Genomic DNA, 15,239 nt, shown 5'->3' on the forward strand with positions numbered 1-15,239 from the left:
AGCAAAGAAAGCAGCAAAAAGGCCGGCTAAACGCCGGCCTTCTCGCCATACCCGTAGTCTTGCGGATGCCTATTCGGCGGGCGGCAGCGCCAGCGGCTCCGCTTCCGGAGCCGTCGGCACGATCGCCGCCTGCTGCTTCTCGCGCTCGTCGAGGATCAGCTTGTCGCGCTTGACCGCGACCTCGCGGATCCGCGCCATCGAGGCGCCGGTGCCGGCCGGGATCAGGCGGCCGACAATGACGTTCTCCTTGAGGCCCTCGAGCGGGTCCACCTTGCCGTTGACGGCAGCTTCGGTGAGCACGCGCGTGGTCTCCTGGAACGACGCCGCCGAGAAGAAGGAGCGGGTCTGCAGGCTCGCCTTGGTGATGCCGAGCAGAACCGGCGTACCCGTGGCGGGCTTCTTGCCCTCCTCCTTGGCCTTGGTGTTGAGCGCGTCGAACTCGATCTTGTCGACCTGCTCGCCCGAGATCATGTCGGTGTCGCCCTGATCGGTGACCTCGACCTTCTGCAGCATCTGACGGACAATCACCTCGATGTGCTTGTCGTTGATGAGCACGCCCTGCAACCGGTAGACCTCCTGGATTTCGTTGACCAGATAGGCAGCGAGTTCCTCGATGCCCTTGATCGCCAGGATGTCGTGCGGCGCCGGATTGCCTTCGACGATGAAATCGCCCTTTTCGACGATGTCGCCGTCCTGAAGGTGGATGTGCTTGCCCTTCGGGATCAGGTACTCGCGCGGCTCCTCGGTCTTGTCCATCGGCTCGATCGAGATGCGGCGCTTGTTCTTGTAGTCGCGGCCGAAGCGGATCGTTCCCGCGGTCTCCGCGATGATCGCCGCATCCTTCGGCTTGCGAGCCTCGAACAGTTCCGCCACCCGCGGCAGACCGCCGGTGATGTCACGCGTCTTGGCGCTCTCGGTCGAGATACGCGCCAGGATGTCGCCCGGCATCACCTTCCCGCCGGTGTCGACCGACAGAATGGCGTCGACCGACAGCATGTAGCGGGCATCGCCGCCACGCGCGAGCTTCATCACCTTGCCGTCCTTGCCCTTGACCACGATGGCCGGACGCAGGTCCGAACCGCCGCGCGTCGTGCGCCAGTCGATGACCACGCGCTTGGCGATACCGGTCGATTCGTCGAGCGTTTCCGAGATCGACTGGCCTTCGACCAGATCCTCGAAACCGATCGTGCCCTCGACCTCGCTCAGCACCGGGCGGGTATAGGGATCCCACTCGGCGATGCGCTGGCCGCGCTTGACCATATCGCCTTCGTCGACGTGCATCTTCGAACCGTACTGAATACGGTGGGTCGCACGCTCGGTGCCGTCGGCATCGACGATCGCAACGACCATGTTGCGCACCATCGCGATCAGGCTGCCTTCGCTGTTGCGGGCGATCGCCTTGTTCTTGATCACGATCTTGCCGTCGAAGTTCGATTCGACGAACGACTGCTCGTTGAGCTGCGCGGCGCCGCCGATGTGGAACGTGCGCATCGTCAGCTGCGTGCCGGGCTCACCGATCGATTGTGCCGCGATGACGCCGACGGCCTCACCGTGGTTGACCGGGGTGCCGCGGGCCAGGTCGCGGCCGTAGCACTTGGCGCAGATGCCGTTGATCAGCTCGCAGGTCAGCGCCGAGCGGATCTTCACTTCCTGGATGCCGGCCTGCTGGATCGCGTCGACGTGGCTCTCCTCCATCAAGGTGTCACGCTTGATGACGACCTCGTTGGTGGCGGGATCGCGCACGTCATCGCAGGCCACGCGGCCCAGGATGCGCGAGCCGAGCGAGGCGACCACGGTGCCGGCGTCGACGATGGCGCGCATCTTGATGCCGAGCGTGGTGCCGCAGTCGGTCTGCGTGATGATGCAGTCCTGCGCGACGTCGACCAGACGGCGGGTCAGGTAGCCCGAGTTCGCGGTCTTCAACGCGGTGTCCGCGAGGCCCTTGCGGGCGCCGTGGGTCGAGTTGAAGTACTCGAGCACCGACAGACCTTCCTTGAAGTTGGAAATGATCGGCGTCTCGATGATCTCGCCCGACGGCTTGGCCATCAGGCCGCGCATGCCGGCGAGCTGGCGCATCTGGGCCGGCGAACCACGCGCACCGGAGTGCGCCATCATGTAGATCGAGTTGATGTCGGCATCCGCGCCCGCCGCCGTCTTCTTGGTGGACGAGATCTCCTTCATCATCGCCTTGGCGACTTCTTCACCGGCCTTCGACCATGCGTCGACGACCTTGTTGTACTTCTCGCCATGGGTGATCAGGCCGTCATTGTACTGCTGCTCGAAATCCTTCGCCAGCGTACGGGTCTGATCCACGATCTTCCACTTCGACGCCGGCACGACCATGTCGTCCTTGCCGAACGAGATGCCCGCCTTGAAGGCGTTGTAGAAGCCGAGCGCCATGATGCGGTCGCAGAAGATCACCGTCTCCTTCTGACCGCAGTGCCGGTAGACCTGATCGATCACGCCGGAAATCTCGCGCTTGGTCATCAGCTTGTTGATGATGTCGTACGAGATCTTCGGGTTCTTCGGCAGCAGGTTGCCGAGCATGACGCGGCCCGCGGTGGTTTCGATCCAGCGCTTGGAGTGCTTGCCTTCCTCGTCGAGGCCTTCCCACCGGTACTTGATCTTGGTGTGGAGGTGGATGACCTTCGAATGCAGGGCGTGCTCGAGCTCGGCCATGTCGCCGAAGATCTTGCCCTCGCCGGGCAGGCCTTCGCGCATGATCGAGACGTAGTAGAGGCCGAGCACGATGTCCTGCGACGGCACGATGATCGGCTGGCCGTTCGCCGGATGCAGGATGTTGTTGGTCGACATCATCAGGACGCGCGCTTCCAGCTGCGCTTCGAGCGACAGCGGAACGTGCACGGCCATCTGGTCGCCGTCGAAGTCGGCGTTGAAGGCGGCGCAGACCAGCGGATGCAGCTGGATCGCCTTGCCTTCGATCAGCACCGGCTCGAACGCCTGGATGCCCAGGCGATGCAGCGTCGGCGCGCGGTTGAGCAGCACCGGATGCTCGCGGATCACCTCGTCGAGGATATCCCAGACCTCCGGACGCTCCTTCTCGACCAGCTTCTTGGCCTGCTTCACCGTGGTGGACAGACCCTTGGCGTCGAGCCGCGAGTAGATGAACGGCTTGAACAGCTCGAGCGCCATTTTCTTCGGCAGGCCGCACTGATGCAGGCGCAGCTCGGGACCGACCACGATCACCGAACGGCCGGAATAGTCGACGCGCTTGCCGAGCAGGTTCTGGCGGAACCGGCCCTGCTTGCCCTTCAGCATGTCGGCGAGCGACTTCAGCGGACGCTTGTTGGCGCCGGTGATGACGCGGCCGCGGCGGCCGTTGTCGAACAGTGCGTCGACGGCCTCCTGCAGCATGCGCTTTTCGTTGCGGATGATGATGTCGGGCGCACGCAGCTCCATCAGCCGCTTCAGGCGGTTGTTGCGGTTGATGACGCGGCGGTACAGGTCGTTGAGGTCCGAGGTCGCAAACCGGCCACCGTCGAGCGGCACCAGCGGACGCAGGTCCGGCGGAATCACCGGCACGACCGTCATGATCATCCATTCCGGCTTGTTGCCGGAAACGCGGAAAGCCTCGACGATCTTCAGACGCTTGGCGAGCTTCTTGTGCTTGATGTCGGAGTCGGTCTCCGCCATGTCGGCACGCAGCGTCGCCTCGAGCTTCTCGAGCTCGAGCCCCTTGAGCAGCTCGCGGATCGCCTCGGCGCCGATCATGGCGGTGAAGGAATCCTGGCCGTACTCGTCCTGCGCCTTCAGATACTCGTCTTCCGACAGCAGCTGACGGTCCTTCAGCGCGGTGAGACCCGGCTCGAGCACGACGTAGTATTCGAAGTACAGGATCCGCTCGAGATCCTTCAGCGTCATGTCGAGCAGGAGGCCGATGCGCGAGGGCAGCGACTTCAGGAACCAGATGTGGGCGACCGGCGCCGCCAGCTCGATATGGCCCATGCGCTCGCGCCGGACGCGCGACAGCGTCACCTCGACCGAGCACTTCTCGCAGATGATGCCCTTGTACTTCATCCGCTTGTACTTGCCGCACAAGCACTCGTAGTCCTTGATCGGCCCGAAGATGCGCGCGCAGAACAGGCCGTCACGCTCCGGCTTGAAGGTGCGGTAGTTGATGGTCTCCGGCTTCTTGATCTCGCCGTAGGACCAGGACAGAATCTTCTCCGGAGACGCGATCGAAATCCGGATCTGGTCGAAGACCTGGGCCGGGGTCGTCGGATTGAAAAGATTCATAATCTCTTGATTCATGGTCTTCTCCTCGCGTGCCGATCGTCACCGGCAGCAAATTCGAAACTTTTATTCAGCGCGCGCCCCGCCCAACGTCCGAGCGGAGTGCGAAGGCCCGGCGCGTTTGGCGCCGGGCATGATCACAGCGTTACTCGGCCGCTTCCGACGTCGACGCCGGTCCCACCTTGGAATTGTGCAGGTCGACGTTGAGGCCGAGCGAGCGCATTTCCTTGACCAGCACGTTGAACGATTCCGGAATACCGGCCTCGAAGGTGTCGTCGCCGCGCACGATCGCCTCGTACACCTTGGTACGGCCGGCGACGTCGTCCGACTTCACGGTCAGCATCTCCTGCAGCGTGTAGGCGGCGCCGTAGGCTTCCAGCGCCCAGACCTCCATTTCGCCGAAGCGCTGGCCGCCGAACTGCGCCTTGCCGCCCAGCGGCTGCTGGGTGACGAGCGAGTACGGACCGATCGAACGCGCGTGGATCTTGTCGTCCACGAGATGGTGCAGCTTGAGCATGTAGATGTAGCCCATCGTCACCTTACGATCGAACTGATCACCGGTACGGCCGTCATAAACGGTCGACTGGCCAGAGGCGTCGAAGCCCGCGAGCTTCAGCATCTCCTCGATGTCGGCTTCCTTGGCGCCGTCGAACACCGGCGTTGCGATCGGCACGCCGTGGCTCAGATTGCGGCCGAGTTCGACCAGCTCGTTGTCGTTCAGCGACTTGATAGTTTCATCCTCGCCGTAGATCTTCTTCAGGGTCTCGCGCAGCGGCTTGAGATCCTGCTTGTGATAATAGGCGTCGATGGTCTGCCCGATGCGCTTGCCGAGGCCGGCGCAGGCCCAACCGAGATGGGTCTCAAGGATCTGACCGACGTTCATGCGCGAAGGCACGCCGAGCGGATTGAGCACGATGTCGGCGTGCGTTCCGTCCTCGAGGAACGGCATGTCCTCGATCGGCACGATCTTCGACACCACACCCTTGTTGCCGTGACGGCCGGCCATCTTGTCGCCGGGCTGGATCTTGCGCTTCACCGCGACGAAGACCTTGACCATCTTCATCACGCCGGGCGGCAGCTCGTCGCCACGCTGCAGCTTCTCGACCTTGTCGAGGAAGCGCTGCTCGAGGCCCTTCTTCGAACTCGTCGTACTGCTTCCGCATGGCCTCGATCTCGGCCATCAGCTTGTCGTTCGGCGAGGCGAACAGCCACCACTGCGACTTCGGATACTCGTCGAGCACCGCGCGGGTGATCTTGGTATCCTTCTTGAAGCCCTTCGGGCCGGCGATGCCCTGGCGGTTCTCCAGCAGCTCGGCGAGGCGGTTGTAGACGTTGCGGTCCAGGATCGCCTGCTCGTCGTCGCGGTCCTTGGCCAGACGCTCGATCTCCTCGCGCTCGATCGCCAGCGCACGCTCGTCCTTGTCGACGCCGTGGCGGTTGAACACGCGGACTTCCACGATGGTGCCCTGCACGCCCGGAGGCACGCGCAGCGAGGTGTCGCGGACGTCGGAGGCCTTCTCGCCGAAGATGGCGCGCAGCAGCTTCTCTTCCGGCGTCATCGGGCTCTCGCCCTTCGGCGTGATCTTGCCGACCAGGATGTCGCCGGCGCGGACTTCCGCACCGATATAGACGATACCGGCTTCGTCGAGGTTCTTCAGCGCTTCTTCCGAGACGTTCGGAATGTCGCGGGTAATTTCCTCAGGACCGAGCTTGGTGTCGCGGGCCATCACCTCGAACTCTTCGATGTGAATCGAGGTGAAGACGTCGTCCTTCACGATCCGCTCGGAGAGCAGGATCGAGTCTTCGAAGTTGTAGCCGTTCCACGGCATGAACGCGACCAGCACGTTGCGGCCGAGCGCGAGCTCGCCGAGATCGGTCGACGGACCGTCGGCGATGATGTCGCCCTTCTTGACGATGTCGCCGACCTTCACCAGCGGACGCTGGTTGATGCAGGTCGACTGGTTGGAGCGCTGGTACTTCATCAGCCGGTAGATATCGACGCCCGACTTGGTCGGATCGAGATCCTCGGTGGCGCGGATCACGACGCGGGTGGCGTCGATCTGGTCGATCACGCCGGAGCGGCGCGCGGCAATCGCCGCGCCCGAGTCACGGGCGACCACGCCTTCCATGCCGGTGCCGACGAACGGCGCCTCGGCGCGAACCAGCGGCACCGCCTGGCGCTGCATGTTCGAGCCCATCAGCGCGCGGTTGGCGTCGTCGTTCTCGAGGAACGGGATCAGCGCCGCGGCGACCGAAACCAGCTGCTTCGGCGACACGTCCATGTAGTCGACCTTGTCCGGCGTCACCGGCAGCACTTCGCCGGCGTGACGGCAGACCACGAGGTCGTCGGTGAAGCGGCCCTTGGCATCGAGCGGCACGTTGGCCTGCGCGACGCGGTAGCGACCCTCTTCCATCGCCGACAGATAGATCACCTCGTCGGTGACCCGGCCGTCCTTGATCTTGCGATAGGGCGTCTCGACGAAGCCGTACTTGTTGACGCGCGCGAACGTCGCCAGCGAGTTGATCAGGCCGATGTTCGGACCTTCCGGCGTTTCGATCGGGCAGATGCGGCCGTAATGCGTCGGATGCACGTCGCGGACTTCGAAGCCGGCGCGCTCGCGGGTCAGGCCGCCCGGGCCAAGCGCCGACAGGCGCCGCTTGTGGGTGATCTCCGACAGCGGGTTGGTCTGGTCCATGAACTGCGACAGCTGCGAGGAGCCGAAGAACTCGCGCACCGCGGCAGCCGCGGGCTTGGCGTTGATCAGGTCCTGCGGCATCACGGTGTCGATATCGACGCTCGACATGCGCTCCTTGATCGCGCGCTCCATGCGGAGCAGGCCGATCCGGTACTGGTTCTCCATGAGCTCGCCGACCGAGCGCACCCGGCGGTTGCCGAGGTGGTCGATGTCGTCGATCTCGCCCTTGCCGTCGCGCAGGTCGACCAGCGTCTTGATGACCGCCAGGATGTCTTCCTTGCGCAGCGTGCGATGGGTATCGGGCGCATCGAGCTCGAGGCGCATGTTCATCTTGACGCGGCCGACCGCGGAAAGGTCGTAGCGCTCGGCGTCGAAGAACAGCGACTGGAACATCGCCTGCGCCGAATCCAGCGTCGGCGGCTCGCCCGGACGCATCACGCGGTAGATGTCGAACAGCGCGTCCTCGCGCGTCATGTTCTTGTCGGCAGACAGCGTGTTGCGGATGTAGGCGCCGACATTGACGTGGTCGATGTCGAGCAGCGGCAGGTCCTTGTAACCCTGCTCGTTCAGCACCTTGAGCGACTTCTCGGTGATCTCCTCGCCGGCTTCGGCGTAGATCTCACCGGTCTTCGGGTTGACGAGATCCTCGGCGAGATAGTTGCCGACGAGTTCCTCGTCCGACATGCGCAGCGCCTTCAGGCCCTTCTCCTGAAGCTGGCGCGCCTGGCGCACGGTCAGCTTCTTGCCGGCCTCGAGCACCACCTTGCCGGTGTCGGCGTCGATCAGGTCGTTGACGGTCGAATAGCCGCGGAAGCGGTTGGCATCGAACGGCACGCGCCATCCGTCCTTGGTCCGCTTGTAGGTGATCTTCTTGTAGAAGGTCGACAGGATCTGCTCGCCGTCGAGACCGAGCGCGTACATCAGCGAGGTCACGGGCAGCTTGCGGCGGCGGTCGATGCGCGCGAACACGATGTCCTTGGCGTCGAACTCGATGTCGAGCCAGGAACCGCGATACGGAATCACGCGCGCGGCAAACAGCAGCTTGCCGGACGAATGGGTCTTGCCCTTGTCGTGGTCGAAGAACACGCCCGGCGAACGGTGCATCTGCGAGACGATGACGCGCTCGGTGCCGTTGACGACGAAGGTGCCGTTCATCGTCATGAGCGGGATATCGCCCATGTAGACGTCCTGCTCCTTGATGTCCTTCACCGACTTGGCGCCGGTTTCCTCGTCGATATCGAACACGATGAGGCGCAGCGTCACCTTGAGCGGCGCAGCGAAGGTCATGCCGCGCTGGCGGCACTCGTCGACGTCATATTTCGGCTGTTCGAACTCGTAGCGGACGAATTCGAGCATCGAGGTACCGGAGAAATCCGAGATCGGAAACACCGAGCGGAACACCGCCTGCAGGCCCTCGTCGAGCCGACCGCCGGTCGGCTCGTCGACCATCAGGAACTGGTCATAGGACGCCTTTTGAACCTCGATGAGGTTCGGCATCTCGGCGACTTCCTTGATGTGACCGAAAAACTTGCGTACGCGTTTGCGACCGGTGAATGTCTGCTGCGCCATCGTGGCCTCTCATTTTCGTCGCCTTTGTGGGGCGAACCTTCCGGGAGCGACTGCCATCGGCCCCGGGTTGAATTTCGAATCGTCTCGAAGGAACGAAGCGCAAAGTCAGGAATTAAATCCCCGTCCCGGCCCCGACCACCTCCAAAACGCAAAACAACGCGCGGGGCGCATCACTGCACCCGCTCGTCCAAACGCTCCGCTTTACGGACTGAAAAAGCCCGAAATCTGACTGTCTCCCAACGGCTTCCGCCAGGGACCCTGCCGTCCCCGCCGCCTACCGTGTTTTTCCGCTGCCAACCCGATATGGGATGGCAATAAAGGAGATTCGAGGGTTAAGTCCACGGATCCCCACACTTTTTGTGTCCGGCGCGCCACGCGACAACCTGTCGCACGCCGTTTGCATGGCCCGGGAGCGCCCTGCGGCGCTCCCGGATCGCGCATTACTTGAGCTCGACCTTGGCGCCAGCCTTCTCGAGCTGGGCCTTGATCTTGTCGGCTTCTTCCTTGTTGACGCCTTCCTTGACGGGCTTCGGAGCGCCTTCGACGAGGTCCTTGGCTTCCTTCAGGCCCAGGCCGGTGATGGCGCGGACTTCCTTGATGACTTCGATCTTCTTGTCGCCGGCCCCAGCCAGCACGACGGTGAAGTCGGTCTTCTCTTCAGCCGGAGCAGCGGCACCGCCACCACCAGCAGCCGGGCCGGCAACCGCAACGGCGGCCGCGGCGGACACGCCCCACTTTTCTTCGAGGAGCTTGGCCAGTTCGGCCGCTTCGAGCACGGTGAGGCTCGAGAGGTCGTCGACGATTTTCTGCAAGTCAGCCATTGTTCAGTTCCTTAAACGTTTGGTTCGAACCAGGTTTGAGATTAGCGAAGGGTCAGGCCGCTTCGCCCTTTGAGGCATGAGCCTGAATGACGCGTGCGAGCTTGGCCGCGGGCGCGTTGGAGAGCTGAGCAAGCTTGGTCGCCGGCGCCACGAGGAGGCCAACGATCTTGCCGCGCAGTTCGTTCGAGCGACGGCAGTGAGGCAAGCGCCTTCACGCTGTCGACATTCAGGACGGTTTTACCCATCGAGCCGCCGAGGATGACGAACTTCTCGTTCGCCTTGGCGAATTCGATGGCAACCTTTGGCGCCGCAACCGGATCGTTCGAAGTAGCGATCACGGTCGGCCCCTTCAGCAGGGAGCCGATGGCAGCGACGTCAGTGCCTTCAAGAGCAATTTTGGCGAGACGGTTCTTCGAGACCTTCACCGACGCGCCCGCCTGCTTCATCTGCATGCGCAGCTTCTGCATCTGGGCCACGGTGAGGCCGGAATAGTGAGCAACGATCGCAACCGACGTGGTCTTGAAGACCTCGTTAAGTTGTTCGACCAACTCTTTTTTTGCCGCTCGTTCCACAGCAAGCTCTTTCCGGTTGGCGGCCTTTCCGCGAAGGCAGGACCGCCGGGTTGCACCCATCGTCCCGCCCTAAACCTGATCCTTGGGGCGCAAGACCCTTCGGACATGCCGGGCAAGACGACATCTAGAAGCCTGCCCTCCCAGAGCCTTGCGGCCATGGGCTGTCGAGGTTCGAACCAAACCAGCCTCCGGCCGCGAACTGATCGCGACGTGGAGTGCAAAATCCGGTCTTCACCCGTCTATGCAGGCCATGCGATTAAGCCGTTGAAAACACTAAGTTCTCGCGGGCGCCTGCAGTCTTGGACAGGATCGAGGCACTTCAGCACGCTGAAGGCCCCTGCTCTCATTCCTCTGAAGGCGATGGGTCTCCTTCCTTTCGAGCATCCTTGCGGGCATGCGGAAAGGAATGATCTCCTATCATCTCAGGTTTTCGGATTGCGAGCACGGACATGCCAGCAAGTGCCAGCACGCCCGGAAGGCGCTATGTAGCCGGTCCTGCCCTGCTTGCCAAGAGCAAATTTCAGACCAGTTCGGCGACCTGCCCGGCCCAGCGAAAAATTTCTTCCCGGACGGCGTCACGCTCCAATGCCGCCGCTCGTCTGGGCGCTGGAGGCTCGCATGAAACGATGGATTGCAGGAATTCTCGCCCTCTTCAACCTCGCCAATGGGCTGGTGATGCTGTCGGCCGGTTCCCTCTGGTGGTCGCTGGTGCCCGGCGCCGCCGATACCGGTCCGTTCAACCCTCATTTTGTCCAGGACGTCGGCATTGCCTTCATCGCGGCCGGGCTCGGCCTGGCGGCGCGAGCCTTGTGGCCGGCCTGGTGGCCGGCAGCGGTCGCGAGCGCCGCGTTCCTGGCCGGCCACGGCCTGCTGCATCTCGTGATGATCGCCGGCGGCCACGACCGCCATGCCGCATCCGATCTGGTGGCGGTCGTCCTGCCCGCTGCGCTCGCCCTCTATTCCGCCCTGCCAAATCAAGGAGAACGACATGCGTAGCTTCATCGCGCGCCGCATGCTGCGCGCCTATTCCAGGCGCTACGGCTACGACACCACCTATCTCGAGATCATGCTGAAGGAATCGCCCGCCGCGTTCTTCAAATTCGCCGGCGCGATGAAGGCCGCCGCCTACCGCGCGGTCGCGCCGGTTGAGGCCTTCTATGCCGCCAAGCTCACCGGCGCGCTGGCGGAAGATTGCGGTCCCTGTGCGCAACTGGTCGTCGACATGGCGATCGGAGCCGGAATGGCGGAACAGCAGGTCACCGCCGTGCTCCGACGTGACGTTGCCGCCATGACCGCGGACACCGCGCTCGGCTTCCACTTCGCCGACGCCATCGTGCAACGCTCGGCCGACGATGACGCCTGCCGCGACGCGGTTCGCGCGCGCTGGGGCGAAAAAGGCGTGATCGACCTCGCCATGGCCCTACAAATCGGCCGGATATTCCCCATGATGAAGCTGGCGCTGGGATATGCCAGGGAGTGTCGCCGCGTGACCGTGGCCGGCCATCAGATCGATGTCATCAAGCAGGCTGCCTGAGCGCGACCCGCTCGCGCCGTATCGGGCGCGGCTGACCGGGCTTGCCTATCGCATGCTCGGCAGCCGCGGCGATGCCGACGATGTGGTCCAGGACGCCTGGCTGCGCTTCGCCGCGGCTGACGACGTTCGCAATCCCGAGGCGTTCCTCGTCACCGTGGTGACCCGGCTTTGTCTTGACCGGCTGAAGAGCGCCCGCGCCCAGCGCGAGCTCTATGTCGGCGCCTGGTTGCCCGAGCCGGTGTTCGACGAGGCGCTGTCGGCCGAGGCGGCGACGGAACTCGCCGACGATCTCTCCTTCGCGCTGATGCTGGCGCTCGACGCGCTGACGCCGCTCGAGCGCGCCGCGTTCCTGCTGCACGACGTGTTCGACCGGCCATTCGCGGAAGTCGCCCGCACCCTCGAGCGCAGCGAGGCGGCCTGCCGGCAGCTCGCCGCGCGCGCCCGCCGATCGGTCCGCGACAACCGCCCTGTTCCCGTCGAGCCGCCCGAAGGCCACGCACGGCTGCTGACGGCATTCTGCAAGGCCGCGGCCAGCGGCGACGTCTCCGCCCTCGCCAACCTGCTGCGCGAGGATGCCATCGCGATCACCGACGGCGGCGGCCGCAAGCTGGCGGCGCTGAAGCCGATCAAGGGGGCAGAGAAGATCGTCCGCTTCATCGCCGGCATCGCCGGCAAGAACGCCGGCAGCGAGGTTCGCGTCGAACCGATGATGGTCAATGGCAGCGCGGGCGCGCTGATCTTCCTCGATGGCGAAGTCGACCACACGCTGAGCATGGCGATCGACGGCGAGACCGGCCGGATTGCGGCGATCTACATCGTCCGCAACCCGGACAAGCTGCGTCACGCGCCGCGCCGGAGCTGAAGCTCCGGTCAGGTCGCCGTCGCCACCGGATAGGCGAGCGGCTTGCCGGCGAAGAACGCGTCGAGATTGGCCAGCACGCAATCCTGCATGGCGACGTGCGATTCCAGCGTGTGGCCGCCGAGATGCGGCGACAGCACCACATTCGGCAACGCGGTCAGCGCATCGGGCGCATGCGGCTCCCTCGCGAACACGTCGAGGCCGGCGCCGGCGATCACGCCGTCGGTCAGCGCCGCGACCAGCGCCGTCTCATCGACGACCGAGCCGCGCGCGATGTTGACGACGAAGCCGTCGCTGCCGAGCCGGCGCAGGATGTCGGCATTGACCGCATGCTCGGTCTCGGCGCCGGCGCGGACGGCCACCAGCAGCACGCTGCACCAATCGGCGAGCGCCTCTAGCGTCGGAAAGTATTGATAGGGCACCTCGTGCTTCGAGCGGCTGAAATAGCCGACCTCGGTCTCGAAGGCCGCGACGCGGGCGGCGATCTTGCGGCCGATCTCGCCCATGCCGTAGACGCCGACCTTGCGGCCGCGCATGCCGGCCTGCGGCCGCATCATCGGCGACGGCTTTGCACCGGCCCAGTCTCCACTCCGCACGTATTTGTCAGCCACCAGCAGCCGCCGCACCGACGCCAGCATCAAGGTCACTGCCGTGTCGGCGACGGAGGCCGCATTGGCCCCCGGGCTGTGGCCGACCGCGATGCCGCGCCTGGCGGCCGTGGCGAGATTGACGCCGTCATAGCCGGTGCCGTAGCAGACGATCGCGCCGAGCTTCGGCAGCATGTCCATGGCCTCCGTGCCGAGCGCCGTGCCGCCCGCGGTGATCATGGCGCGGATATCGGCGAGCTCGGCCGCAGGAAACGCTTCGTCCAATCGCTTGCCCGCCGCGTTCAGCAGCTCATAGCGCTCGCCGAAGCGGATCAGCTGGGCCTTGGGAAAGCGTGAATAAACCAGGACCTTATCGGGCATTGTTGTTCTTTCTTGCGAGAGGCTTCAGATTTTGTCTTGGCGCGTTTTCTTTACGCGAACCGGTAGCCACTTCGCTTGAAAACGCCTTGGCAAAAACAAAGGGCGGAACCGGTTGCCCGGCCCCGCCCTCTTTATCTCGTCACGGCCAAGGATCTCAGCCGAGGATCGTGCCCGGCTCGACCTTCACGCCCGGGCCCATGGTGGAGGAAACCGCCACGCGCTGGATGTAGGTGCCCTTGGAGCCCGCCGGCTTCGCCTTGGAGACCGCATCCGCGAGCGCCTTGACGTTCTCGACCAGCTTGTCCTCGGAGAACGAGGCCTTGCCGATGCCAGCCTGCACGATGCCGGCCTTCTCGACGCGGAACTCGACCGAGCCGCCCTTGGCACCCTTCACGGCGTTGGTGACGTCCATGGTCACGGTGCCGATCTTCGGGTTCGGCATCATGCCGCGCGGACCGAGCACCTTACCGAGGCGGCCGACCAGGGGCATCATGTCGGGCGTGGCGATACAACGATCGAAATCGATCGCGCCGCCCTGCACCTTCTCGACCAGGTCTTCGGCACCGACGACGTCGGCACCGGCGGCCTTGGCTTCCTCAGCCTTGGCGCCGCGCGCGAAGACGCCGACGCGAAGCGTCCGGCCGGTTCCGTTCGGCAGGTTGACGACGCCGCGGACCATCTGGTCGGCGTGGCGCGGGTCGACGCCGAGATTGATCGCGATCTCGATCGTCTCGTCGAACTTCGACTTGGCGCGCTCCTTGACCATCTTGATGGCATCCGCGAGCGGATAGAGCTTCTCGCGATCGACGCCCTCGCGGGCCTTCTTCAAACGCTTTCCGATTGACATGGCCCGTTACCCCGCAACTTCCAGACCCATCGAACGGGCAGAGCCCTCGACCATCTTCATGGCCGATTCGATGGTGTCGCAATTCAAGTCCTTCATCTTCTTCTCGGCGATCTCGCGCACCTGCGCCTTGGTCACCTGGCCGGCCTTGTCACGGCCCGGCGCCTTCGATCCGGACTGGATCTTGGCGGCCTGCTTGAGGAAGTAGGACATCGGAGGGGTCTTCATCTCGAAGGTGAAGGACCGGTCCGCATAGATCGTGATGATCACCGGGATCGGGGTGTTCTTCTCTTCCTTCTGGGTCTGCGCGTTGAACGCCTTGCAGAACTCCATGATGTTGAGGCCGCGCTGACCAAGCGCGGGGCCGATCGGGGGCGAAGGATTCGCCGCACCGGCCGGGACCTGAAGCTTCAGGTATCCGGTCACTTTCTTTGCCATTTATCACTCCTGTTGTGCCGGACGGGCCGGCGGTTTCAGGTTCCGTGGTTCGGTTGAAGGGGCTGGCGACCGCCTCCTCCCTCCCACGGCCTCTCGACTTGACGCGAGGCATATACCCCGCGCCGTCCGGTCAGACCACCTTTTCGACCTGACCGAATTCCAGTTCCACGGGCGTCGCGCGGCCGAAGATCGACACCGCGACCTTGACGCGCGAGCGCGCCTCGTCGATTTCTTCCACCACGCCGGAGAACGAGGCGAACGGGCCGTCGGCCACGCGCACGTTCTCGCCGATCTCGAACGACACCGACGCCTTCGGACGCTCCACGCCCTCCTGCACCTGGTGCAGGATCCGCATCGCCTCCGCTTCCGAGATCGGCATCGGCTTGTTTTCCGCGCCGAGGAAGCCGGTCACCTTCGGGGTGTTCTTGATCAGATGGAACGCCTCGTCGGTCAGCTTCATCTTCACCAGCACATAGCCCGGGAAGAACTTGCGCTCGGCGTCGATCTTGCGGCCGCGGCGCACCTCGGTGACCTTCTCGGTCGGCACTAGAATCTGCTCGAACAGTTCTTCCAGCCCACGCTGCTTGGCCTGCTCGCGGATCGATTCCTGAACCTTCTTCTCGAAGTTCGAATAGGCGTGGACGATGTACCAGCGCTTGTCCATCAATTGAGTTCCCATGCTCA

The 15,239-nt window shown here is 64.2% G+C and carries 9 protein-coding genes and 2 pseudogenes; 3 read left to right on the forward strand and 8 right to left on the reverse strand.

Going from position 1 to position 15,239, the window contains the following annotated elements; all coding sequences use genetic code 11:
- Window positions 1-69: 69 nt before the first annotated feature.
- The 4 genes and pseudogenes from rpoC to rplJ form a co-directional block, all read right to left on the reverse strand.
- Window positions 70-4,272, reverse strand: coding sequence for a DNA-directed RNA polymerase subunit beta' (gene rpoC, locus ACSKB9_RS07015; protein ID WP_057019552.1), 4,203 nt, complete (start codon window positions 4,270-4,272; stop codon window positions 70-72).
- Window positions 4,273-4,399: 127 nt separating this feature from the next.
- A pseudogene (gene rpoB / locus ACSKB9_RS07020) lies at window positions 4,400-8,519 on the reverse strand (DNA-directed RNA polymerase subunit beta).
- A gap of 440 nt (window positions 8,520-8,959) precedes the next feature.
- Entirely contained in the window at window positions 8,960-9,340 is a 381-nt protein-coding gene (rplL, locus tag ACSKB9_RS07025; protein ID WP_028335453.1) for a 50S ribosomal protein L7/L12, read from the reverse strand.
- A 52-nt stretch (window positions 9,341-9,392) separates the two neighbouring features.
- Window positions 9,393-9,912, reverse strand: a pseudogene (gene rplJ / locus ACSKB9_RS07030) (50S ribosomal protein L10).
- A 585-nt stretch (window positions 9,913-10,497) separates the two neighbouring features.
- Here rplJ and ACSKB9_RS07035 point away from each other — a divergent pair.
- The 3 genes from ACSKB9_RS07035 to sigJ are packed head-to-tail and all read left to right on the forward strand — an operon-like array spanning window position 10,498 to window position 12,308.
- Window positions 10,498-10,908, forward strand: a complete 411-nt coding sequence (locus ACSKB9_RS07035; RefSeq protein ID WP_438072193.1) for a hypothetical protein — start codon at window positions 10,498-10,500, stop codon at window positions 10,906-10,908.
- Window positions 10,901-11,446: a hypothetical protein gene (locus ACSKB9_RS07040; RefSeq protein WP_438072195.1), complete on the forward strand. Its 546-nt coding sequence runs from the start codon at window positions 10,901-10,903 to the stop codon at window positions 11,444-11,446. The genes ACSKB9_RS07035 and ACSKB9_RS07040 overlap by 8 nt, the downstream gene beginning before the upstream one ends.
- Window positions 11,424-12,308, forward strand: a complete 885-nt coding sequence (gene sigJ / locus ACSKB9_RS07045; RefSeq protein WP_438072196.1) for an RNA polymerase sigma factor SigJ — start codon at window positions 11,424-11,426, stop codon at window positions 12,306-12,308. The genes ACSKB9_RS07040 and sigJ overlap by 23 nt, the downstream gene beginning before the upstream one ends.
- A gap of 8 nt (window positions 12,309-12,316) precedes the next feature.
- Here sigJ and ACSKB9_RS07050 read toward each other — a convergent pair whose 3' ends face one another.
- The 4 genes from ACSKB9_RS07050 to nusG form a co-directional block, all read right to left on the reverse strand.
- Window positions 12,317-13,273, reverse strand: a complete 957-nt coding sequence (locus ACSKB9_RS07050; protein WP_438072198.1) for a 2-hydroxyacid dehydrogenase — start codon at window positions 13,271-13,273, stop codon at window positions 12,317-12,319.
- A 154-nt stretch (window positions 13,274-13,427) separates the two neighbouring features.
- Entirely contained in the window at window positions 13,428-14,120 is a 693-nt protein-coding gene (gene rplA / locus ACSKB9_RS07055; RefSeq protein WP_018272150.1) for a 50S ribosomal protein L1, read from the reverse strand.
- Window positions 14,121-14,126: 6 nt separating this feature from the next.
- The gene (gene rplK / locus ACSKB9_RS07060; RefSeq protein WP_016840552.1) at window positions 14,127-14,555 is read right to left on the reverse strand and encodes a 50S ribosomal protein L11; all 429 of its coding nucleotides are present in this window, start codon (window positions 14,553-14,555) and stop codon (window positions 14,127-14,129) included.
- Window positions 14,556-14,685: 130 nt separating this feature from the next.
- Window positions 14,686-15,219 (reverse strand): transcription termination/antitermination protein NusG, encoded by a 534-nt coding sequence (nusG, locus tag ACSKB9_RS07065; RefSeq protein ID WP_021081670.1) that lies wholly within the window; start codon window positions 15,217-15,219, stop codon window positions 14,686-14,688.
- Window positions 15,220-15,239: the final 20 nt, after the last annotated feature.

The sequence above is a fragment of the Bradyrhizobium sp. BR 1433 genome (genome assembly GCF_051547665.1).
Lineage (GTDB): Bacteria > Pseudomonadota > Alphaproteobacteria > Rhizobiales > Xanthobacteraceae > Bradyrhizobium > Bradyrhizobium australafricanum.

What these genes read in the sequence shown, in the direction of transcription:
- rpoC (WP_057019552.1), bottom strand. Translation starts at nt 4,272, where the DNA reads ATGAATCAAGAGATTATGAATCTTTTCAATCCGACGACCCCGGCCCAG.
- rplL (WP_028335453.1), bottom strand. Translation starts at nt 9,340, where the DNA reads ATGGCTGACTTGCAGAAAATCGTCGACGACCTCTCGAGCCTCACCGTG.
- ACSKB9_RS07035 (WP_438072193.1), top strand. Translation starts at nt 10,498, where the DNA reads ATGCCGCCGCTCGTCTGGGCGCTGGAGGCTCGCATGAAACGATGGATT.
- ACSKB9_RS07040 (WP_438072195.1), top strand. Translation starts at nt 10,901, where the DNA reads ATGCGTAGCTTCATCGCGCGCCGCATGCTGCGCGCCTATTCCAGGCGC.
- sigJ (WP_438072196.1), top strand. Translation starts at nt 11,424, where the DNA reads ATGTCATCAAGCAGGCTGCCTGAGCGCGACCCGCTCGCGCCGTATCGG.
- ACSKB9_RS07050 (WP_438072198.1), bottom strand. Translation starts at nt 13,273, where the DNA reads ATGCCCGATAAGGTCCTGGTTTATTCACGCTTTCCCAAGGCCCAGCTG.
- rplA (WP_018272150.1), bottom strand. Translation starts at nt 14,120, where the DNA reads ATGTCAATCGGAAAGCGTTTGAAGAAGGCCCGCGAGGGCGTCGATCGC.
- rplK (WP_016840552.1), bottom strand. Translation starts at nt 14,555, where the DNA reads ATGGCAAAGAAAGTGACCGGATACCTGAAGCTTCAGGTCCCGGCCGGT.
- nusG (WP_021081670.1), bottom strand. Translation starts at nt 15,219, where the DNA reads ATGGACAAGCGCTGGTACATCGTCCACGCCTATTCGAACTTCGAGAAG.